The following is a 20,355-nucleotide window of genomic DNA, read 5'->3' on the forward strand; positions in this document are numbered from 1 at the left end:
CCCGGAAGCTAAGCCTTTCAGCGCCGATGGTACTGCAGGGGGGACCCTGTGGGAGAGTAGGACGCCGCCGAACAATTTTTAGCCTCAACCCCCGGACATTGTCCGGGGGTTGAGGCATTTTTGCGTTGTGGTGGCGGAAGGGACCCCGTGCGGGGTGAGGGGGTGGCTGAGGGTAAGGTCGGGGGGCAATGTCGGCACCAGCCCAGCAGGAGGCCCCCGGGTGGAGGTCCAGGAGACTCGCGTTCAGACGGACCGGGTCCTCACCATCCCCAACATTCTCAGCATGGCGCGCCTTGCCGGCGTGCCGCTGTTTCTGTGGCTGATTCTCCGTCCGGAGTTCGGCGGGCCCAACAGCGACGGGTGGGCGCTCCTCGTCCTGATGCTCAGTGGTGTCAGCGACTATCTCGACGGCAAGCTCGCGCGGCGCTGGAACCAGATCAGCAACCTCGGCCGGCTGCTCGATCCGGCCGCCGACCGGCTGTACATCCTGTCGACACTGGTGGGACTCACCTGGCGCGAGATCCTGCCGCTGTGGCTGACCGCCGCGCTTCTGGCGCGCGAGGCCATGTTGCTGGTGATGGTGGGAATCCTCCGGAGGCACGGCTACCCGCCGCCGCAGGTGAACTTCCTCGGCAAAGCTGCCACTTTCAACTTGATGTACGCGTTCCCGTTGCTGCTTCTCAGTGACGGAACGGGCTGGCTCTCGTCACTCGCTGAAGTTTTCGGGTGGGCCTTCGCCGGATGGGGTACAACTCTGTATTGGTGGGCAGGGATCCTCTACGTGGTCCAGGTCCGTCGACTCGTGAAGGCGGATACATCGGCCGATTGAGCCCGTCCGTCCTGTGTCGAGCAGTGTCGCCGGCAACAACGAGGACATCCCAGGGCTACTGAGCGGACAGGTGAAGTCGGCAGGACCGTCGTCTCTTCAAGGAGGACGCTTCCGACATGAAGGCCGTCGTGATGGCCGGTGGCGAAGGAACACGCCTTCGCCCTATGACCTCGAGCATGCCCAAGCCTCTGTTGCCGGTGGTGAACCGGCCGATCATGGAGCACGTCCTACGACTGCTCAAGAGGCACGGTCTCAACGAGACCGTCGTTACCGTGCAGTTTCTCGCTTCCCTCGTCAGGAACTACTTCGGCGACGGCGAGGAGCTCGGGATGGAGCTCACGTATGCCAACGAGGAGAAGCCACTCGGTACAGCGGGAAGTGTGAAGAACGCCGAGGAAGCGTTGAAGGACGACGCTTTCCTCGTCATCTCGGGTGACGCGCTCACCGACTTCGACCTGACCGATCTGATCTCTTTCCACAAGGAGAAGGGCGCCCTCGTCACGGTCTGTCTGACCAGGGTGCCGAATCCGCTGGAATTCGGGATCACGATCGTCGACGAAGAGGGAAAGGTCGAGCGCTTCCTGGAGAAACCCACCTGGGGGCAGGTCTTCTCGGACACCGTGAACACGGGTATCTACGTGATGGAGCCCGAGGTCTTCGACTACGTCGAGGCGGACGTTCCGGTGGACTGGTCGGGAGATGTCTTCCCGCGGCTGATGAAGGACGGCAAGCCGATCTACGGCTATGTCGCCGAGGGCTACTGGGAGGACGTCGGCACCCATGAGAGCTATGTGAAGGCCCAGGCGGACGTCCTGGAAGGCAAGGTCCAGGTCGACATCGACGGCTTCGAGATCTCGCCGGGGGTCTGGGTCTCCGAGGGCGCCGAGGTGCATCCCGACGCCGAGCTTCGCGGGCCGCTGTACATCGGTGACTACGCCAAGGTCGAGGCCGGTGCCGAGATCCGCGAGCACACCGTCATCGGCTCGAACGTCGTCGTCAAGAGCGGCGCCTTCCTGCACAAGGCCGTCGTCCACGACAACGTGTACATCGGCCAGCAGAGCAATCTGCGCGGCTGTGTGATCGGGAAGAACACCGACATCATGCGGGCCGCCCGGATCGAGGACGGGGCCGTCATCGGGGACGAGTGCCTGATCGGTGAGGAATCGATCGTGCAGGGCAACGTCCGGGTGTATCCGTTCAAGACGATCGAGGCCGGCGCCTTCGTCAACACGTCGGTCATCTGGGAGTCCCGGGGACAGGCCCATCTCTTCGGGGCGCGGGGCGTCTCCGGGATCCTGAACGTGGAGATCACGCCCGAGCTGGCCGTGCGGCTGGCGGGAGCGTACGCGACGACCCTGAAGAAGGGGTCGACGGTCACCACCGCGCGCGACCACTCCAGGGGTGCGCGGGCGCTGAAGCGGGCCGTTATCTCGGCGCTGCAGGCCAGTGCCATCGACGTACGGGATCTGGAGAACGTACCGCTGCCGGTGGCGCGACAGCAGACCGCGCGGGGAAGCGCCGGCGGGATCATGGTGCGGACCTCGCCCGGAGTGCCGGACTCCGTGGACATCATGTTCTTCGACGAAAGGGGTGCGGACCTCTCGCAGGGCGGGCAGCGGAAGCTCGACCGGGTGTTCGCGCGGCAGGAGTACCGGCGGGCCTTCCCCGGGGAGATCGGCGACCTGTCGTTCCCGGCGAGCGTGTTCGACTCGTACACCGGCTCGCTGCTGAGGAACGTCGACACGTCCGGGATCGCCGAGGCGGGGCTGAAGGTCGTCGTGGACGCCTCCAACGGGAGTGCGGGGCTCGTACTGCCCAGCCTGCTCGGGCGGCTCCAGGTCGACTCGCTGACGATCAACCCCGGGCTCGACGAGTCGCGGCCCACCGAGTCGGCCGAGAGCCGGCGGGCCGGGCTCGTGCGACTGGGCGAGATCGTGGCGTCGGCGCGGGCCGCGTTCGGGGTGCGGTTCGACCCGGTCGGCGAGCGGCTCTCGCTCGTGGACGAGCGGGGGCGGATCATCGAGGACGACCGCGCGCTCCTGGTGATGCTCGACCTGGTGGCGGCCGAGCGGCGGTCGGGGCGGGTCGCGCTGCCGGTGACGACCACGCGGATCGCGGAGCAGGTCGCCGCCTACCACGGCACCCAGGTGGAATGGACGACGACCTCGCCGGACGACCTCACGAGAGTCGGGCGGGAGGAGTCGACGATCTTCGGCGGTGACGGGCGCGGCGGGTTCATCGTGCCCGAGTTCAGCAGTGTCTTCGACGGGGCCGCCGCGTTCGTGCGGCTGATCGGGCTGGTGGCGCGGACACAGCTCACGCTGAGCCAGATCGACGCGCGGATCCCGCGGGCGCACGTCCTCAAGAGGGACATCGCGACCCCGTGGGCCGTGAAGGGTCTGGTGATGCGCCGGGTGGTGGAGGCGGCGGGGAGCCGGTCCGTGGACACCACCGACGGGGTACGGGTGGTCGAGGCGGACGGGCGCTGGGTGATGGTGCTGCCCGACCCGGCCGAGGCCGTCACCCATCTGTGGGCGGAGGGGCCCGACGACGCCTCCGCGCAGGCCCTGCTCGACGAGTGGGCCGAGGTGGTCGACAGCGCAGGTCGCTGACGGATCGGCGTGTCAGGCCGGGAGGTGCCCGTGGGGTGTCTCCCGGCCTGGGACGGGGGGCATTCGGCGGTAGGCCGTGCGACGTGCGACGATGTGCGGCATGTCGCAGCAGCCCCCCGTTCGGAGCACCGGATCACCGCCGCCGCGCCCGGACGCGTCGATGTCGCTGCTGAACAACGTGATAGACCACGCGCTCGACGACGGGTACGCCGAGGCGACGGCCCGGCGTGCGGCCGACGGCACCGGGATGCCCCGTAGCGTGCGCGCCAAGCTCGGTGTCGCGGCCGGCCTCCTGCTCGCGGCCGCCGTGGTGACCGTCGGCGCGGCCGAGGCGCGGATCTCCGCGCCGGTCGTCGCCAAGGAGCGGCAGGAGCTGATCGACCGGATCGAGGCGGAGACCTCGACCGCGGATCGGCTGGAGCAGGACATCGAGCGGATCCGGAGCGAGGTCGGGAACCGTCAGCGGCAGGCGCTGCAGCAGCACGGTGGCGACCAGGCCGAGCTCGTGGCACTGCTCTCGGGAGCGACCGCGGTCCACGGACCGGGCGTGAAGCTCGTGATCGACGACGCCAAGGGCACCGACGCCGGTGGCGGCGGGCCGAGGGAGAGCAGCGGCTTCTCCGACACGGGCCGGGTGCGCGACCGGGACATGCAGCGCGTGATCAACGGGCTGTGGGAGTCGGGCGCCGAGGCCGTCGCGATCAACGGGCAGCGGCTGACGTCGCTGTCCGCGATCAGGGCCGCCGGCGACGCCATACTGGTCGACAACCGGCCGCTGGTGCCGCCGTACACCGTGCTCGCGATCGGGGACGGGCAGCGGCTGAGCACCGCGTTCCAGGACAGTGCCGACGGGCAGTACCTGCACGCGTTGGTGGAGAACTTCGGGATCAGGAGCGGCATCTCGGCCGAGGGCGATGTGAGCCTGCCGGCCGCGCCGAGTCTGACCGTACGTACCGCAGAGCCGAGGGGGGCCGGGGCGGCGACGCCGTCCGGTCGGGCCACGGCCGACACAGGGAAGGGCACATCGTGATCGCCGTACTGGGCCTGATCGTCGGAGTCGTGGTCGGACTGTTGGTCCGACCCGAGGTTCCGGCGGTGGTCGAGCCCTATCTTCCGATCGCCGTGGTCGCCGCCCTCGACGCGGTGTTCGGCGGCCTGAGGGCCATGCTCGACGGCATCTTCGTCGACAAGGTCTTCGTGGTGTCGTTCCTGTCCAACGTGGTGGTGGCCGCGCTGATCGTCTTCCTCGGCGACAAGCTGGGCGTGGGCGCGCAGCTGTCGACCGGTGTGGTCGTCGTGCTCGGCATCCGGATCTTCTCCAACGCGGCCGCCATTCGGCGCCACGTCTTCCGGGCGTGAGGCCGATGAGCGAGAACCCCCAGAACTCCGAGAACTCCGAGAACCCGGAGAGTTCCGAGAGCGCCGGCGGCGCCGAGGGCCCGCGGACGCCTGAGCGGCGGGTGCCGGAGGAGCCGCGGGAGGCCGAGGGCGCCGGGAAGCCGGACGAGTCCGCGGTGCCGGAAGGTCCCGCAGGGAACGACGTCGTGCGTGACGACGTCCCGGTGCCCGTGCCGCCGGCGGCGGAGGCCGGGGCAGAGGCGACCGGGCGCGGGAGGCTGGCCTCCGCGCTGTGGCCGCCGCGGGTGACGCGGGCCCAACTCATCGTCGCGCTCCTGCTGTTCGTCCTCGGTCTGGGGCTGGCCATCCAGGTCTCGTCGACCAGTGAGAACAGCGCCCTGCGCGGCGCACGCCAGGAGGACCTGGTGCGGATCCTCGACGAGCTCGACGACCGCACGCAGCGCCTGGAGGACGAGCAGGCGCGGCTGGAGAAGCAGCGCTCCGAGCTGGAGTCCAGCTCGGACCAGGCCGAAGAGGCCCGCAAGCAGACCCAGGAGAAAGAGCAGCAGCTCGGCATCCTGGCCGGAACGGTCGCCGCCCAGGGGCCCGGCATCACCCTGACCGTGGGCGACCCCGGCGGTGCCGTCGAGTCGGACATGCTGCTCGACGCCATCCAGGAGCTGCGCGCGGCGGGTGCCGAGGCGATCCAGGTCAACGGTGTGCGCGTGGTCGCGGACAGTTATTTCACCGGCAGCGGTGAAGACATGCGTATTGATGGAACGAAGGTGGGTGCTCCGTACGTCTTCAAGGTCATCGGCAAGCCGGAGGATCTCGAGCCCGCGCTCAACATTCCCGGCGGTGTCGTGCAGACCCTGGAGAAGGAGCAGGCCACGGCCACGGTGGAGCGGTCGGCGAAGATCGTCGTCGACGCCTTGCGACCCGCGAAGCGGCCTGACTACGCTCAGTCGTCCTCGCAGTGAGAGGGGACGAGGGGGTCCCGCGACAAGGGCATGGCGTTGCGGGGGGTCGGCGCACCACAACGGTGGTGCGTGGTGGAAACTGTCCGGAGGATGCGGACGTTGTGAAGGTGTCCGGGTCGGCAGGTGTGATGGATCTCGGTTCGTCCTGCCCCACGGGCGGGTCTGTTTCGGTCAAGGGGAATCGCCCGTGAAGTTGTTTGCGAAGTTGTTCGGCAAGAGCGCACGCGAGGACGGCGGCAACGCCCGGCACCGCGCGCCGCGCCACGCCCAGGGCGAGGAGCAGGGTGGCGAACGCCCGCTCTTCCGCGATGAGGTCGGCGGTGACATTCCGGGCACTCAGGGCGCGTCGTCTGTTGACCCCGCCGGGGCTGCCCGCATAGGTTTCGGAGAACCATCAACCTCAAGTACGGGTGGAGGGTTTACCCCCGATCCGTATGCGACACAGACCTCCGCGGGAATGCCGCGACAGGAGGACGCGTCCATGCCGGTGTGTACGAGGTGCGGTCACCGCAACACGGCCGACAGCCGCTTCTGCTCCCACTGCGGCACGCCGCTGCGGGGCGGGGTCGCCGCCGAGCGCGCGTCGGAGACGACGTCCACGATCTCCATCTCGGGCCTCGAGGCGTACGACGCCGAGGTCACCGGCCAGACGCAGCTGCCGTCGCTCTCTCCCGAGGCGCTGGCGGCCGTGGAGGCGCTGCCCCTGGGCTCCGCGCTCCTCGTGGTGCGCCGGGGACCGAACTCCGGCAGCCGCTTCCTCCTCGACGGCGAGCTGACCACGGCCGGCCGTCACCCGCAGAGCGACATCTTCCTGGACGACTTCACGGTCTCCAGGCGCCACGTCGAGTTCCGCCGGGCGCAGGACGGCAGCTTCACCGTCGCCGACGTCGGCAGCCTCAACGGCACGTACGTCAACCGTGAGCCGATCGACTCGGTCGTTCTGTCCAACGGCGACGAGGTGCAGATCGGCAAGTACCGGCTGGTCTTCTACTCGAGCCAGCGAGGCGTGTGACGCCTCGGAGAAGCCCTTCAGGGAAGGTCCATGCTGCGAACACCGACGGGCGGTGCCGGATCCGGCACCGCCACCGCGGGCGACCGGCTGGTCAGCATCGGCACGGTGCTGAACCAGCTGCGCGACGAATTTCCCGAAGTGACGATCTCCAAGATCCGGTTCCTGGAGGCCGAGGGGCTGGTCGAGCCCCGGCGGACGGCCTCCGGATACCGGAAGTTCAGCCCGCAGGACGTGGAGCGGCTCGCCCTGATCCTGCGGATGCAGCGGGACCACTACCTTCCGCTGAAGGTCATCCGTGAGCACCTCGACGCCCTCGCCCGCGGGGAGCAGATCAAGCTCCCGGCGCCCGGGCGCCGACGGGATCTCGTCGAGGGTGCCTGGGAGCCGGACGCGGAGCCGCCGACCGCCGCGCGGATCGGACGGGCCGAGCTGATCGCCGCGGCCGAGGTGACCGAGACCGAGCTCGCCGAGTGGGAGTCGTACGGCCTGATCGCCGAGACGGACGGCGGAGGCTACGACGCGGAGAGCGTGACGGTCGCGAGACTCGTAGCGGATCTGGGGAGATTCGGTCTGGAGCCCCGCCATCTGCGGGCGATGAAGGCCGCCGCCGATCGGGAGGCCGGGCTCATCGAACAGGTGGTCGCGCCCCTGCGCCGGCACCGGAATCCGCAGACCAGGGCCCATGCCGAGGCCACCGCGCAGGAGCTCGCCGCGCAGTCCGTACGGCTGCACGCGGCCTTGGTGCAGACGGCTCTGGGCATCCGGCCGCAGTGACGTCGGGAGGGCCCGACTATCCAAACCGGTCGGGCACGTCCTAGGGTTGCTGTGTGAACGAGCTCGACGTTGTGGGTGTCCGGGTGGAAATGCCCTCCAACCAGCCGATCGTGCTCCTGCGTGAAGTGGGAGGCGATCGGTACCTCCCCATCTGGATCGGACCGGGTGAGGCGACCGCGATCGCCTTCGCCCAGCAGGGGATGGCGCCGCCGCGGCCGCTGACGCACGACCTGTTCAAGGACGTGCTGGAGGCCGTGGGCCAGGAGCTCACCCAGGTCCGCATCACGGATCTGCGTGACGGGGTCTTCTACGCCGAGCTGGTCTTCGCCAGCGGCGTCGAGGTGAGCGCGCGCCCGTCCGACGCGATAGCGCTGGCGCTGCGGACCGGTACGCCGATCTTCGGCAGTGACGGTGTGCTGGACGACGCCGGCATCGCGATTCCGGATGAGCAGGAGGACGAGGTGGAGAAGTTCCGCGAGTTCCTCGACCAGATCTCACCGGAGGACTTCGGGACCAACAGCCAGTGAGGCGCGACGCCGCGGCCGGAGGCCGTTCGCGGGGTGCCGTCAGAGCATTCGAGTAGCCTTTCCCCGGTGAGAGATTAGGGAAACCACTCTCAGGGTGATTATCACTCGGCGTGCCGAGTGTGGCGATCGTTGACGCACCCCTGGTGACTGCCTACCTTCGTGTGGGCAGGTCAAGGACGGAGGGTCGGCGTGATGAGCAGCGCGGACGGTACGGCAGGTAGCTCGCTCGGACGGGTGTCCGGGGAGAGCGGTCCGTATCCGCTTCACGGCAGTGTGGGCGACTTCGGGACGGATGCGAACGCCGGCGCGGCGGAAGAGGCGGTCGGCTATCGCGGACCGACGGCCTGCGCGGCCGCCGGGATCACCTATCGGCAGTTGGACTACTGGGCGCGCACCGGGCTCGTGGAGCCGAGCGTGCGGCCCGCCTACGGGTCGGGGACGCAGCGGCTGTACAGCTTCCGCGACGTCGTCGTGCTGAAGATCGTCAAGCGCTTCCTCGACACCGGGGTGGCGCTGCAGAACATCAGGGCCGCGGTGCAGCACCTGCGTGCCCGTGGCTTCCGCGATCTGGAGCGGATGACGCTCATGAGCGACGGGGCCACGGTCTACGAGTGCTCCTCGCCGGACGAGGTCGTCGACCTGCTCCAGGGCGGGCAGGGCGTCTTCGGGATCGCCGTCGGGGTGGTGTGGCGGGACGTCGAGGCGGCGCTCTCGCAGCTGCACGGGGAGCGCGTCGACACGGGCGAGACGCTCGTCGGGAACAACCCGGGTGACGAGCTCGCCAGGCGGCGGCGCGACAAGGCCGTCTGAGCGGGCCCCTGGCCGTCGCGGCCCCGCCGATGCGGTGCGGGGCCGTTGTCAGTGGCGTAAGGCAGCATCGGAACCGTGAGAGCCGCGCCGACGATCCTGCATCTCGACATGGATGCGTTCTTCGCCGCCGCCGAGCAGGCGGCGAAACCCAGCCTGCGCGGAAAGCCCGTCGTGGTCGGCGGTCTCGGGCCGCGGGGCGTCGTCGCTACGGCCTCCTACGAGGCGCGGCGCTTCGGGGTGCATTCGGCGATGCCGATGGGGCAGGCGCGGCGGCTCGCGCCGAACGCCGCCTATCTGGTGCCGCGGTTCGCCTTCTACCGGTCGATCAGCGAGCAGGTGATGGAGCTGCTGGGCCGGCTGTCGCCGCTCGTGGAGCCGCTCAGCCTGGACGAGGCGTTCGTCGACCTGGAGGCCGGGGGCGTCGCCGACGACAGTGCGAGCGCGCGGGCGGCGGGGGAGAGGCTGCGGGTCGACATCCTGGCGACGACGGGGCTGACGGGGTCCGTGGGGCTCGCGGGGTCGAAGATGATCGCGAAGATCGCGTCCGAGGAGGCCAAGCCGAACGGGCTCGTGCTCATCGAGCCCGGCACCGAGAGGGATCTGCTCGGGCCGCGGTCGGTGCGCATCCTGCCCGGGGTCGGGCCCGCGACCGGGGAGCACCTGCGGCGGGCCGGCATGACCACCGTGTCCGATCTCGCGGAGGCCGGCGAGGACGAGCTCGTACGGCTCCTGGGGCGGGCGCACGGGGCCTCGCTGTACCGGATGGCCCAGGGGTACGACGACCGGCCCGTGGTGGCCGAGCGGGACGCGAAGTCGGTGTCGGTCGAGGACACGTTCGACGTGGACCTGCACGACCGGGTGCGGATCAGGGTCGAGGTGGACCGGCTCGCCGACCGGTGCGTGGGGCGGCTGCGGGCTTCCGGGCACTCGGGGCGGACCATCGTCCTCAAGGTGCGGCGGTACGACTTCTCGACGCTCACCCGGTCCGAGACGCTGCGGGGGCCCACGGACGACCCCGGCGTCGTACGGGAGGCCGTGGGGCGGCTCCTGGAGGCCGTGGACACGACCGGGGGCGTGCGGCTGCTCGGGGTGGGGGTGAGCGGGCTCGCTGACTACACGCAGGAGGACCTGTTCGCGCAGGCGGGCGCGGGCGCGTCCTCGGGTTCGGGTGAAGGCCCGGCTGGGGGGTCCGATGCGGGGGAGGGGGAGGAAGGGGCTGCGGCCGCCTCCGGGGCCGCTGGGGCCCCTGTGGCGGACGTGCGGGACGTGCGGGGCGCCGAGGCTGAGGGAGGTCCTGCCGGGCCCGTGGAGAGGCACTGGGCGCCCGGGCGTGACGTACGGCACGCGGTGTACGGAGCCGGGTGGGTGCAGGGGAGTGGGGTCGGGCGGGTCACCGTCCGGTTCGAGGAGCCGGGGTCGGCGGCGCCGGGGCGGGTCCGGACGTTCGCCGTGGACGACCCGGACCTGGAGGAGGGGGAGCCGCTGCCGTTGGTGGGGTGAGGGCGCCTGGGGTCGGGTGGGGCGGGGGCGGCGCGCCTGGGGCCGGTAGCGGGCGGCGATGACGGGAAGCGCGGGCTGGTAGCCGGCAGCCGGCAGCCGGCAGCGGGCGGCGGCGGGGGCGCGTGCGTGGCGACGGGCGGTGGCGGGAGCCTGCGCCGGTAGCCGGTAGCCGGTAGCCGGTGGCCGGTGGCCGGTGGCCGGTGGCCGGTGGCCGGTGGCCGGTGGCCGGTGGCCGGTAACGGGCGGCGGGCGGAGACGGCGGGGACGCGTGCGCTGGCGCCGGGCGGTAGCCGGTAGCGGGCGGAGGCGGCGGGGCCCACCCGCGCCGCCTGCGCGGGCGGGAGCGGGTGGGCGGGGTGGTGCGGTTGGGCGTGGGCCTCTCAGGGCGGGACGGCTGGTGTCAGGGGCCGTCCTGGCCGGCGAGGCGGCCGAAGTCGGTGTCGGGGTAGTCGGCGGGCGCCGGGGGCAGGGTGAGGCTGTAGTGGCGATAGAGCTGGAGTTCCTGCTCCGGGGAGAGGTGGCGGCCTACGCCGAAGTCGGGGGCGTCCTTGATGAGTGCCCGTTCGTAGGGGATGTGGAGGCCGTCGGCGAGGAGATCGCTGGGCTCCAGAGGGACGAAGGCGTCCCTGCTGAAGAGGCCGGTGCGGACGGCGGCCCATTCCGGGATGCCGGTCGCGTCGTCGAGGTACACCTCGTCCACGGTGCCGATCTTGTGTCCGTTCCGGTCGAACGCCTTGCGGCCGATCAGGCTGCGCGGATCGATGTCGGTCTGCACGGTCCCTCCAACTGGTCGCAACTGCTCTACACCCCTACGAAAGTGCACAACTGGGATGTCGGCCACTTGAGCGAAGGAAGCCACAACCGCGCTGGTAGGCTGGCTGTGGCTGTCGACCCTGTGCGGGAGAGTCCCCCGGAGAAACCTTCCGGAGGGCGCCGAAGGAGCAAATCCTCCCCGGAATCTCTCAGGCCCCTGTACCGCGCGGACGAGGTCACTCTGGAAAGCAGAGCGGTGCCCCCGGCGGCACGCGCTCTCACCGACGGTGAAAGCCGGCGTGCCCTCAGGCGTGCCGGTGAAACTCTCAGGTTGAGATGACAGAGGGGGAGGCCGTCCGGGTACCCGCGCCGTGGTGCCCCTCGCAGGTCGTGACGACCAGGAGGCCTCCGTACATGACCGCCAACCGCACTCCGCTCTCCGAGCTCGAACAGGGCATCCCGTTCGAGCAGCGGCACATCGGGCCCGACGCCGAGGCGCGCGCCAAGATGCTCGCCCAGGTCGGTTACGGCTCGCTCGACGAACTCACCGCCGCCGCGGTGCCGGACGTGATCAAGAACGCCGAGGCGCTGGGGCTGCCCGCCGCCCGCACCGAGGCCGAGGTCCTCGCCGAGCTGCGCACGCTCGCCGACCGCAACCAGGTCCTAGCCCCGATGATCGGCCTCGGCTACTACGGCACCTTCACCCCGCCGGTCATCCTGCGGAACGTCATGGAGAACCCGGCCTGGTACACGGCGTACACGCCGTACCAGCCGGAGATCTCCCAGGGTCGCCTCGAAGCCCTGCTGAACTTCCAGACCATGGTCGCCGACCTGACCGGTCTGCCCACCTCCGGCGCCTCCCTCCTCGACGAGGGCACCGCCGCCGCCGAGGCCATGGCGCTGTCCCGCCGTGTCGGCAAGGTCAAGAACGGCGTCTTCCTCATCGACGCCGACGCCCTGCCGCAGACGATCGCCGTCATCGAGACCCGCGCCGAGCCGACCGGTGTCGAGGTCGTCGTCGCCGACCTGAGCGAGGGCATCCCCGCCGAGGTCGCCGAGCGCGGTGTCTTCGGTGTGCTCCTCCAGTACCCGGGCGCCTCCGGTGCCGTCCGCGACATCAAGCCGCTGATCGACGCCGCCCACGAGCTCGGCGCGATCGTGACCGTCGCCGCCGACCTGCTCGCGCTCACGCTGCTCACCTCGCCCGGTGAGCTCGGGGCCGACATCGCCGTCGGAACGACGCAGCGCTTCGGCGTGCCGATGGGCTTCGGCGGTCCGCACGCCGGCTACATGGCCGTCCAGGACAAGCACGCCCGCTCCCTGCCCGGCCGTCTGGTGGGCGTCTCCGTCGACGCCGACGGCAACCGCGCGTACCGCCTGGCCCTGCAGACCCGCGAGCAGCACATCCGCCGCGAGAAGGCCACCAGCAACATCTGTACCGCTCAGGTGCTGCTCGCCGTCATGGCCGGCATGTACGCCGTCTACCACGGCCCGGACGGCCTGAAGCAGATCGCGCAGCGCACGCACCGCTACGCCGCCATCCTCGCCGCGGGTCTGACCGCCGGGGGCGTCGAGCTCACCCAGGGCGCCTTCTTCGACACCCTCACCGCCCGCGTCCCGGGCAAGGCCGACGAGGTCGTCGCCGCCGCCCGCGAGGCCGGCGTGAACCTCCACCGCGTCGACGGCGACCTCGTGTCGATCTCGTGCGACGAGACCACCGGGCGCGAGCAGCTCGCCGCCGTGTGGGGCGCCTTCGGCGTCACCGCCGACATCGAGGCCCTGGACCTCGTCGTCGAGGACACGCTGCCCGCCGGGCTGCTGCGCTCCGACGCGTACCTGACCCACCCGGTCTTCCACGCGCACCGCTCCGAGACCTCGATGCTGCGCTACCTGCGCAAGCTCGCGGACCGCGACTACGCGCTGGACCGCGGCATGATCCCGCTCGGCTCCTGCACGATGAAGCTGAACGCCACGACCGAGATGGAGCCGGTGACCTGGCCCGAGTTCGGCCAGATCCACCCCTTCGCCCCGATCGAGCAGGCGCAGGGCTACGTCACGCTCATCACCGAGCTCGAGGAGCGCCTCGCCGAGGTCACCGGCTACGACAAGGTGTCGATCCAGCCGAACGCCGGTTCGCAGGGCGAGCTGGCCGGCCTGCTCGCCGTCCGCGCGTACCACCGCGCCAACGGCGACCTCCAGCGCACGGTCTGCCTCATCCCGTCCTCCGCGCACGGCACCAACGCCGCCTCCGCGGTGATGGCCGGCATGAAGGTCGTCGTCGTGAAGACCGCCGACGACGGCGAGGTCGACGTCGAGGACCTGCGGGCCAAGATCGCGCAGTACCGCGACGAGCTGTCGGTGCTGATGATCACCTACCCGTCCACGCACGGTGTGTTCGAGGAGCACGTCGCCGACATCTGCGCCGAGGTCCACGAGGCCGGCGGCCAGGTGTACGTCGACGGTGCCAACCTGAACGCGCTGGTCGGTCTGGCCAAGCCGGGCAAGTTCGGCGGCGACGTCTCGCACCTGAACCTGCACAAGACCTTCTGCATCCCGCACGGCGGCGGCGGCCCCGGCGTCGGCCCGGTCGGCGTCCGCGCCCACCTCGCCCCGTACCTGCCGAACCACCCGCTCCAGCCCACCGCGGGCCCGGAGACCGGCGTCGGCCCGATCTCGGCCGCCCCGTGGGGCTCCGCGGGCATCCTGCCGATCTCGTGGTCGTACGTGCGCCTGATGGGCGGCGAGGGCCTCAAGCGCGCCACCCAGGTCGCGGTCCTCGCGGCGAACTACATCGCCAAGCGCCTCGAGCCGCACTTCCCGGTGCTCTACACCGGCCCGGCCGGTCTGGTCGCCCACGAGTGCATCGTGGACCTGCGCCCGCTGTCGAAGGCGACCGGCGTCACCGTCGACGACATCGCGAAGCGCCTCATCGACTACGGCTTCCACGCGCCGACGATGTCCTTCCCGGTGGCCGGCACGCTGATGATCGAGCCGACCGAGTCCGAGGACCTCACCGAGCTCGACCGCTTCTGCGACACGATGATCGCGATCCGCGGCGAGATCGAGAAGGTCGCCGCGGGCCAGTGGCCCGCCGACGACAACCCGCTGCACAACGCGCCGCACACCGCGGCCGCGCTGGGCGGCGAGTGGAACCACGCCTACACCCGTGACGAGGCCGTCTTCCCGGCCGGCGTCTCGGCCGCCGACAAGTACTGGCCGCCGGTGCGCCGCATCGACGGCGCCTTCGGCGACCGGAACCTGGTCTGCTCGTGCCCGCCGATGGACGAGTACGACAACTGAGCACGAGCCGAGGGCCGGTTCGGAGGATCTCCTCCGGGCCGGCCCTCGGCGTTCTCCCTCGAACGGTGCCGCCGCCCCCTCAGGCGGCGGTGGTCACCTGGCCCGCGGTCAGCGCCCGGTGGGGGGCGATGATCTGCCCGTTCGGCAGCAGTTCACCGGTGTCCTCGAAGAGCAGGACGCCGTTGCACAGCAGGCTCCAGCCCTGCTCCGGGTGGTGTGCCATCAGTCGGGCCGCCTCCCTGTCGGCGGAGTCGGCGGTCGGACAGGCAGGCTGGTGCTGGCACATGGGTGGGTTCTCTCGCTGCGTCGTAGTGGATGTCCTGCGGCTCTTCGCGCTCATCGCCGCCCCCGTCGGTCGGTTCGGTTCCGATCCCAGTCTTGCCCCACGGACGGTCATCCGCAGGTATTTCGCGGCAGCTCGTCCTCTCCGGGGAAGACGCGTCACCCGCAGGGGCGGTTCAGGTCAACTGCACCGTCTCTTCGGGTGGTTCGGGGTGGTCCGAGCGGGCTAGTCCGTACGGGAGGGGTGTTCGGGCGCTCCGTTCGGGCGTGCGGCTCGGGCAGCAGTGCGCCCCGTGACCCGGCCGGGTCACGGGGCGGGGCGGCGCGTGCGGTGGATCAGGCGGGCGCCGCCGAGCCCAGGAGGGGCGGCGGCGCGAGACGCGTACTGAGCACGGGCAGGAGATCGGCGACCTGGTAGGCCTGGTGGGCCGCGATCCCCGGCGGTGCGGGGGCGAGCGGCACCATCAGGTCGGCGGCGGCCGGGGCGACGGCGGTGCCTTCGGAGTCCGGGCCGGCGTGCAGCCAGAGGGTCAGCATGTAGAGCTCCGGTACGGAGAGCAGCCTCGGCTCGTACGCGACGGGCAGCGCCTCGGCCTGGAGCAGGGCCCGTTCCGTGGCGGTGACGTACGGCCCCTCGAAGAAGTGCGAGAACGTCCAGCCGTCCGGGGTGAGCATGGTGTCCGCGGCGGCGATCGCCCGGTCCCCGTGCCGGATCAGGAAACGCCAGCCGGCGAGCCGGGTGCGGGGCGCGGTCCCGGGTGCCCCGGTGACGCCGAGGACGTGCACGGGCAGCGGGTGTTCGGGGCTCAGTGGTCCCTGCGCGGCCCGGAGGGCGGGCGTTCGGGCCTCGCGGACGGCGGTCGGTGAGCCGAGGGCCGCGAGGACACTGCGGAGGGCCGGCGCAGGGGCCGGGGAGGGTCGGAGCATGGTGGGTCGCCTCTCACTCAGGAGACACGGTGATGCGTGGGCAGGTACGACGGCGCTGTCGGCGGCGGGGCCAGAGAGGGGCCATGAGGCCATGGCCGGGCGCCAACACTCTGCCTCGTCCGCGGAGTTTATACGACACGTGTTCACACAGTGTTTCCGCTAGACGTCGCCGATATTCCTGACAAGGCGTCATCAGGCCGTATTCAAGGCGAGTTGAAGCGGAATCGTGACCTTCCCGGCGCTCTCACCTGCGATTCCCGCGCGGCATCGGACGGCCGAATTCCGACCCCGTCCGACTTCGAGAAACCCGGCAATAGGACATTGGTATATGTCGATTGTTCCATGACCTCGGGATGTGCCGGTGGAGCACTCGGTCCAGCCTATCGTCCGACGGCTCACTTCCGCAGGCGTTGTGGATCAGCGGGGTGGGCATCATCGTCCGTGACACGCGGCCGTCGACGGCGGCTGCCCGCTCGGGGAGGGACGCTTCGATGGGGGAGAAGGTCGTGGCCGACGGGTTCGGCCCGTCCGACCGGCAGCAGTACCGGAGAAAGCTCCAGCAGTGCCTGGCGGGACTCGCGAGACTGCTGGCGGAGAAGAGGTTCGACCGCCCGCGCAATCTCATGGGCGTGGAGATCGAACTCAATCTCGCCGGTCCCGACGGACTGCCCCGCATGCTGAACGCACCCGTTCTGGAAAAGATCGCGAGCGCCGATTTCCAGACCGAACTCGGATTGTTCAACCTCGAAGTGAACATCGCCCCCCACCAGCTGGGCGGGCGCGTATTCGACCGGCTCGCGGAAGAGATCGGCACCGGCCTCGGATATGCCGACCGCAAGGCCGCCGAACTCGACGCGGGCGTCGTCATGATCGGCATACTGCCCACGCTCGCGCAGAGCGACCTCGTCTTCGAGAACCTGTCGGCCGCCGACCGCTACACGCTCCTCAACGACCAGATCCTCGCCGCCCGCGGCGAGGACTTCACGCTGGACATCCACGGCGTCGAACGCCTCCTCTGCACCTCGGAGTCGATCGTGCCGGAAGCGGCCTGCACCTCGGTGCAGCTCCACCTCCAGGTGACGCCCGCCCGGTTCGCCGCCGTGTGGAACGCGGCGCAGGCGGTGTCGGGCGTCCAGATCGCGCTCGGCGCCAACGCGCCCTTCGTCTTCGGCCGCGAGCTGTGGCGCGAGTCCCGGCCACCGCTCTTCCTGCAGGCCACCGACACCCGGCCGCCCGAGCTCCAGTCCCAGGGCGTCCGGCCGCGCACCTGGTTCGGGGAGCGGTGGGTGGACTCGGTGTACGACCTCTTCGAGGAGAACGTCCGCTACTTCCCCGCCCTGCTGCCCCTCTGCGACGAGGAGGAACCGCTCCTCGTCCTCGACGGGGGCGGGGTGCCGCGCCTCCAGGAACTCGTCCTGCACAACGGCACGATCTACCGCTGGAACCGGCCGGTGTACGGCTGGGTCGACGGCGTGCCGCACCTGCGCGTCGAGAACCGCGTCCTGCCGGCGGGCCCGACCGTCGCCGACGTGATCGCCAACGCCGCCTTCTACTACGGCCTCGTGCGCTCGCTCGCCGACGACCCCCGGCCGGTGTGGAAGCGGATGGCGTTCCAGGACGCCGAGGCCAACTTCGACGCGGCCTGCCGCCACGGCATCGAGGCGGAACTGCGCTGGCCCCGGTCCGGCCGCGCGGGCGGGATCGCCACCCTGCCCGCCGTACGGCTCGTCCTCGACGAGCTGCTGCCGCTGGCCGCGGCGGGGCTCGACGCCTGGCACATCGAGCCCGCGGACCGCGACCACTACCTCGGGATCATCGAGCAGCGCTGTCTGCGACGGGTGAACGGCGCGTCCTGGCAGGCCGACACCTTCCACCTGGCCCTGGAATCGGGCCTCGACCGCGAGGCCGCGCTCGCGGCGACCACCCGGCGCTACCGGACGCTCATGCACGAGGGCGAGCCCGTGCACACCTGGCCCGTGGGCATCGACTGACGCCGACGGCGCCCTCCCCCTCCGCGAGACCCGTCCGCCCCCTCGGGCTTTCCGGCGGAGCATGGGTGATCATGTCAAGGTGGTCGCGTCCGGACCGGGACCGATCCGTCCGGCCGAGGCCGCCGGATCGGCGTGCGCCCGCGACGGGAAGTGGAGACAGGTGTGGTGTCGGAGCAATACGTGAGGGACGCTTCCCTGCCGCCGGGCGGCCTGCCGCGCAGGGTGCTGCGCTCCGAGACGCTGATCGTGCTGGCGCTCTCGCTCGGCGCGAGCGCGGTGTCGTCGCTGATCAGCTTCATCGGCTCCCTGACCAAGCCGGGCGCGCTGAAGGAGCAGGCGGCGACCCTCAACGGTTCGTACGCGCCGGGGCGGCCGTGGCTCGACCTGTCCTGGCAGCTCTTCGGCATCGCCACGGCGCTCGTGCCGGTCGTCCTCGTGGCCCACCTGCTGATGCGCGAGGGCGCCGGCATGCGGGCCATCGGCTTCGACCGGACCCGGCCGTGGCCCGACCTCGGCCGCGGGGCCCTGGTCGCCGCGGGGATCGGGAGCGCGGGCCTCGCCTTCTACCTGGCCGCGCGGGCCTCGGGGTTCAACCTGACCGTGGTGCCGGAGTCGCTGCCCGAGGTGTGGTGGAAGTACCCGGTACTGATCCTCTCGGCGATTCAGAACTCCGTCCTGGAGGAGGTCATCGTCGTCGGGTACCTGCTGCGCAGGCTCGGCCAGTTGGGGTGGACCCCGATGGCCGCACTGGTGGCGAGTGCGGTGCTGCGCGGCTCGTACCACCTCTACCAGGGGATCGGCGGCTTCCTCGGCAACGTGGTGATGGGCGTGGTGTTCGTCCTCCTCTACCGCCGCTGGGGCCGGGTCGGGCCGCTGGTCGTGGCACACGCGCTGCTCGACATCGTGGCTTTCGTCGGGTACGGGCTGCTGGCCGGCAAGGTGGGGTGGCTGCCGACCGGGTGACCGGGGGCCGGGTGGCCGCGGCCCGGGTGCCCTGCGCGACCGGGTGGCCGGAGCCGGGGTGCGAGGCCGGGGCGTGCCTTGGGGGAGGGGATGTGAGCAGAGGGGCGTACGGCCGGATCGGCGGTACGCCCCTCTGCCGGTTCCGTACGTCAGGCGTGCAGGTCGCCGTCGATGACCGTCACGGCTCGGCCGGTCAGCAGGGTGCGCTCACCGCGCAGGCGGGTGTGGACGAGACCGGTACGGGCGCCGCCCTGGAATCCGGTGAGGTCCTCGCGGCCGAACCGGGCCGACCAGTAGGGGGCGAGGGCCGTGTGGGCGCTGCCGGTCACCGGGTCCTCGTCGATGCCGACGGCGGGGAAGAAGCCGCGGGAGACGAAGTCGTAGCCGCCGTCCGGGCGTTCGGCGGCGGCGGTGGCGATGACGCCCCGCGAGGAGAGCGCCGCGAGGGCGGCGAAGTCCGGGGTCAGGGAGCGGACCGTGGCCTCGTCGCGCAGCTCGACGACCAGGTCGCCGATGTGGGCGGCGGTGTCGTGGACGGCGACGATCTCGGCACCGAGGGCCTTCGCCAGGCCGTCGGGTACGGGGACGGGCGTCAGGGACGACGTCGGGAAGTCCATCGTGATCGTGCCGTCCGCCGCGGCGGTGGCGCCGAGGACACCGGAGCGGGTCGCGAAGCGGACGGTTCCGCTCGCCTTCCCGGTGGTGTGCAGGACGTGGGCCGTGGCCAGCGTCGCGTGGCCGCACATGTCGACCTCGGTGGTGGGGGTGAACCAGCGCAGGGCCCAGTCCGCGTCCCCGCCGGCCGGAAGCGGGTGGGCGAAGGCCGTCTCGGAGAGGTTGACCTCCGCGGCGACCTGCTGGAGCCAGGTGTCGTCCGGGAAGGAGTCCAGGAGCAGGACTCCGGCGGGGTTGCCGGAGAACGGCCGGTCGGTGAAGGCGTCGACGATTCGGATGCGCATGCCACCGACCGTACAAGGGCCGGAAATCGGTAGGCCAAGGCCAATCGCCGAGAACTGGACCGGCTCCGCCCGGCGTCTCGGGACGAAGGAGCGTGTGCCCACGCTCCGGGGCTCGCGCCGGAGGTTCGGCGCACGGTCACAGGGGGGCTTCGATGATGGTCGGGTATGCGGACGACTGGTGGGCGCTGCTGTTCGTCCCCGTGCTGCTGTGGGTTCCCTTCGGGCCGTTCATCATGGGCGGCATGGGGGTGTGCTGCGCCCTGCGGCCCGACTGGCGCGCGAGGGTGTGGTCGGTGCTGTTGCCGCTCGTGCCCGTCGGGGTCTCCTTCGTCGCCCTGCTGCTGCCCTGGAGCCAGCCGACGCGCACCGACGACTTCATCGGCTACCTCGTCCTGTACGTCCTGGGCATCACGGTGCTGCCGTGGGTGCTGGGGTACGGGACGACCAGGGTGGTGCGGGCGGTGCGGGGGGCTCGTGCCCGGCGGAGGGGGAGCGACGGGGTGGACGCCGCAGGGGCGGCGTAGCCGACGGTTGTCGGTGTACGCCGCCCTGGGGGTGGTGAGGGTGTGGGTGGGCTGGTTCCCGGAGGCGGTTCAGACCTGCGGGCTCCGGTTCGGGTTCGGGTGGGGCGCCTGCCGGGTCACTTCGGGTCGCGGTCGAAGACCGACTTGGACCAGAGGTAGCCGAGGACGGTGAGGGCGAGGCACCAGGCGACGGCGATCCAGCCGTTGTTGCCGATCTCGGTGCCGAGGAGGAGGCCGCGGAGGGTCTCGATGGCGGGGGTGAAGGGCTGGTACT

18 protein-coding genes, 1 rRNA gene, 1 pseudogene and 1 riboswitch are annotated in these 20,355 nt (G+C 71.0%); of the genes and pseudogenes, 15 read left to right on the plus strand and 5 right to left on the minus strand.

The genetic code is table 11. The features are described 5' to 3' along the window. The 11 genes from rrf to MRBLMG1_RS33345 all read left to right on the plus strand — a co-directional run. A 5S ribosomal RNA gene (gene rrf, locus MRBLMG1_RS37485) occupies window positions 1-73 on the plus strand; the annotation flags it as partial. A gap of 147 nt (window positions 74-220) precedes the next feature. Next, the gene (locus MRBLMG1_RS33300; RefSeq protein ID WP_367827872.1) at window positions 221-829 is read left to right on the plus strand and encodes a CDP-alcohol phosphatidyltransferase family protein; all 609 of its coding nucleotides are present in this window, start codon (window positions 221-223) and stop codon (window positions 827-829) included. 116 nt (window positions 830-945) lie between these two features. After that, complete coding sequence (locus MRBLMG1_RS33305; RefSeq protein WP_367827873.1) at window positions 946-3,441, plus strand: sugar phosphate nucleotidyltransferase; 2,496 nt, start codon at window positions 946-948, stop codon at window positions 3,439-3,441. Window positions 3,442-3,541: 100 nt separating this feature from the next. Further along, window positions 3,542-4,471 carry a DUF881 domain-containing protein gene (locus MRBLMG1_RS33310; RefSeq protein ID WP_367827874.1) on the plus strand — a complete coding sequence of 310 codons (930 nt, stop codon included), beginning with the start codon at window positions 3,542-3,544 and terminating at the stop codon, window positions 4,469-4,471. Continuing rightward, window positions 4,468-4,800, plus strand: coding sequence for a small basic family protein (locus tag MRBLMG1_RS33315; RefSeq protein WP_015032176.1), 333 nt, complete (start codon window positions 4,468-4,470; stop codon window positions 4,798-4,800). Before MRBLMG1_RS33310 ends, MRBLMG1_RS33315 begins: the two co-directional genes overlap by 4 nt. A gap of 5 nt (window positions 4,801-4,805) precedes the next feature. Further along, window positions 4,806-5,759 (plus strand): DUF881 domain-containing protein, encoded by a 954-nt coding sequence (locus tag MRBLMG1_RS33320; RefSeq protein WP_414721695.1) that lies wholly within the window; start codon window positions 4,806-4,808, stop codon window positions 5,757-5,759. A gap of 79 nt (window positions 5,760-5,838) precedes the next feature. Then, window positions 5,839-6,771, plus strand: a complete 933-nt coding sequence (locus tag MRBLMG1_RS33325; protein ID WP_367827888.1) for an FHA domain-containing protein — start codon at window positions 5,839-5,841, stop codon at window positions 6,769-6,771. 30 nt (window positions 6,772-6,801) lie between these two features. Continuing rightward, entirely contained in the window at window positions 6,802-7,545 is a 744-nt protein-coding gene (locus MRBLMG1_RS33330) for a MerR family transcriptional regulator (protein ID WP_367827876.1), read from the plus strand. A gap of 53 nt (window positions 7,546-7,598) precedes the next feature. Then, window positions 7,599-8,072: a bifunctional nuclease family protein gene (locus tag MRBLMG1_RS33335; RefSeq protein ID WP_367827877.1), complete on the plus strand. Its 474-nt coding sequence runs from the start codon at window positions 7,599-7,601 to the stop codon at window positions 8,070-8,072. Between the two features lie 192 nt (window positions 8,073-8,264). Continuing rightward, entirely contained in the window at window positions 8,265-8,882 is a 618-nt protein-coding gene (locus MRBLMG1_RS33340; protein ID WP_367827878.1) for a MerR family transcriptional regulator, read from the plus strand. 75 nt (window positions 8,883-8,957) lie between these two features. After that, the gene (locus tag MRBLMG1_RS33345) at window positions 8,958-10,382 is read left to right on the plus strand and encodes a DNA polymerase IV (RefSeq protein WP_367827879.1); all 1,425 of its coding nucleotides are present in this window, start codon (window positions 8,958-8,960) and stop codon (window positions 10,380-10,382) included. A gap of 400 nt (window positions 10,383-10,782) precedes the next feature. Here the strand turns inward: MRBLMG1_RS33345 and MRBLMG1_RS33350 are convergent, their stop codons facing one another. Further along, window positions 10,783-11,157 carry a PRC-barrel domain-containing protein gene (locus tag MRBLMG1_RS33350; protein WP_367827880.1) on the minus strand — a complete coding sequence of 125 codons (375 nt, stop codon included), beginning with the start codon at window positions 11,155-11,157 and terminating at the stop codon, window positions 10,783-10,785. Between the two features lie 113 nt (window positions 11,158-11,270). Further along, window positions 11,271-11,370, plus strand: a riboswitch (glycine riboswitch). A gap of 179 nt (window positions 11,371-11,549) precedes the next feature. On the opposite strand from MRBLMG1_RS33350, the gene gcvP reads away from it, so the two are divergent. Next, entirely contained in the window at window positions 11,550-14,435 is a 2,886-nt protein-coding gene (gene gcvP / locus MRBLMG1_RS33355; RefSeq protein WP_367827881.1) for an aminomethyl-transferring glycine dehydrogenase, read from the plus strand. 79 nt (window positions 14,436-14,514) lie between these two features. Here gcvP and MRBLMG1_RS33360 read toward each other — a convergent pair whose 3' ends face one another. Together MRBLMG1_RS33360 and MRBLMG1_RS33365 are read right to left on the minus strand one after the other, a co-directional pair. After that, window positions 14,515-14,721, minus strand: a complete 207-nt coding sequence (locus tag MRBLMG1_RS33360) for a DUF5999 family protein (protein WP_367827882.1) — start codon at window positions 14,719-14,721, stop codon at window positions 14,515-14,517. A gap of 332 nt (window positions 14,722-15,053) precedes the next feature. Continuing rightward, window positions 15,054-15,644 (minus strand): hypothetical protein, encoded by a 591-nt coding sequence (locus MRBLMG1_RS33365; RefSeq protein ID WP_367827883.1) that lies wholly within the window; start codon window positions 15,642-15,644, stop codon window positions 15,054-15,056. Window positions 15,645-16,135: 491 nt separating this feature from the next. Between MRBLMG1_RS33365 and MRBLMG1_RS33370 the strand changes: the two genes are divergently transcribed. Next, window positions 16,136-17,635: a glutamate--cysteine ligase gene (locus MRBLMG1_RS33370; protein ID WP_367827884.1), complete on the plus strand. Its 1,500-nt coding sequence runs from the start codon at window positions 16,136-16,138 to the stop codon at window positions 17,633-17,635. A 180-nt stretch (window positions 17,636-17,815) separates the two neighbouring features. Further along, window positions 17,816-18,598 (plus strand): CPBP family intramembrane glutamic endopeptidase, encoded by a 783-nt coding sequence (locus tag MRBLMG1_RS33375; RefSeq protein WP_367827885.1) that lies wholly within the window; start codon window positions 17,816-17,818, stop codon window positions 18,596-18,598. Window positions 18,599-18,747: 149 nt separating this feature from the next. On the opposite strand, the gene MRBLMG1_RS33380 is transcribed toward MRBLMG1_RS33375, so the two are convergent. Beyond that, complete coding sequence (locus MRBLMG1_RS33380; protein ID WP_367827886.1) at window positions 18,748-19,557, minus strand: PhzF family phenazine biosynthesis protein; 810 nt, start codon at window positions 19,555-19,557, stop codon at window positions 18,748-18,750. A 152-nt stretch (window positions 19,558-19,709) separates the two neighbouring features. Between MRBLMG1_RS33380 and MRBLMG1_RS33385 the strand changes: the two genes are divergently transcribed. Continuing rightward, on the plus strand, window positions 19,710-20,081 hold the full coding sequence (locus tag MRBLMG1_RS33385) for a hypothetical protein (RefSeq protein WP_367827887.1): 372 nt from the start codon (window positions 19,710-19,712) through the stop codon (window positions 20,079-20,081). A gap of 116 nt (window positions 20,082-20,197) precedes the next feature. Here the strand turns inward: MRBLMG1_RS33385 and MRBLMG1_RS33390 are convergent. Continuing rightward, a pseudogene (locus tag MRBLMG1_RS33390) lies at window positions 20,198-20,355 on the minus strand (ABC transporter permease); the annotation flags it as partial.

Source organism: Streptomyces sp. LMG1-1-1.1, assembly GCF_040815545.1.
Lineage (GTDB): Bacteria > Actinomycetota > Actinomycetes > Streptomycetales > Streptomycetaceae > Streptomyces.

Coding starts and splice junctions, on each gene's coding strand:
- MRBLMG1_RS33340 (WP_367827878.1), top strand. CDS start 8,265: ATGAGCAGCGCGGACGGTACGGCAGGTAGCTCGCTCGGACGGGTGTCC.
- MRBLMG1_RS33360 (WP_367827882.1), bottom strand. CDS start 14,721: ATGTGCCAGCACCAGCCTGCCTGTCCGACCGCCGACTCCGCCGACAGG.
- MRBLMG1_RS33310 (WP_367827874.1), top strand. CDS start 3,542: ATGTCGCAGCAGCCCCCCGTTCGGAGCACCGGATCACCGCCGCCGCGC.
- gcvP (WP_367827881.1), top strand. CDS start 11,550: ATGACCGCCAACCGCACTCCGCTCTCCGAGCTCGAACAGGGCATCCCG.
- MRBLMG1_RS33370 (WP_367827884.1), top strand. CDS start 16,136: ATGGGGGAGAAGGTCGTGGCCGACGGGTTCGGCCCGTCCGACCGGCAG.
- MRBLMG1_RS33330 (WP_367827876.1), top strand. CDS start 6,802: ATGCTGCGAACACCGACGGGCGGTGCCGGATCCGGCACCGCCACCGCG.
- MRBLMG1_RS33380 (WP_367827886.1), bottom strand. CDS start 19,557: ATGCGCATCCGAATCGTCGACGCCTTCACCGACCGGCCGTTCTCCGGC.
- MRBLMG1_RS33320 (WP_414721695.1), top strand. CDS start 4,806: ATGAGCGAGAACCCCCAGAACTCCGAGAACTCCGAGAACCCGGAGAGT.
- MRBLMG1_RS33365 (WP_367827883.1), bottom strand. CDS start 15,644: ATGCTCCGACCCTCCCCGGCCCCTGCGCCGGCCCTCCGCAGTGTCCTC.
- MRBLMG1_RS33385 (WP_367827887.1), top strand. CDS start 19,710: ATGATGGTCGGGTATGCGGACGACTGGTGGGCGCTGCTGTTCGTCCCC.
- MRBLMG1_RS33305 (WP_367827873.1), top strand. CDS start 946: ATGAAGGCCGTCGTGATGGCCGGTGGCGAAGGAACACGCCTTCGCCCT.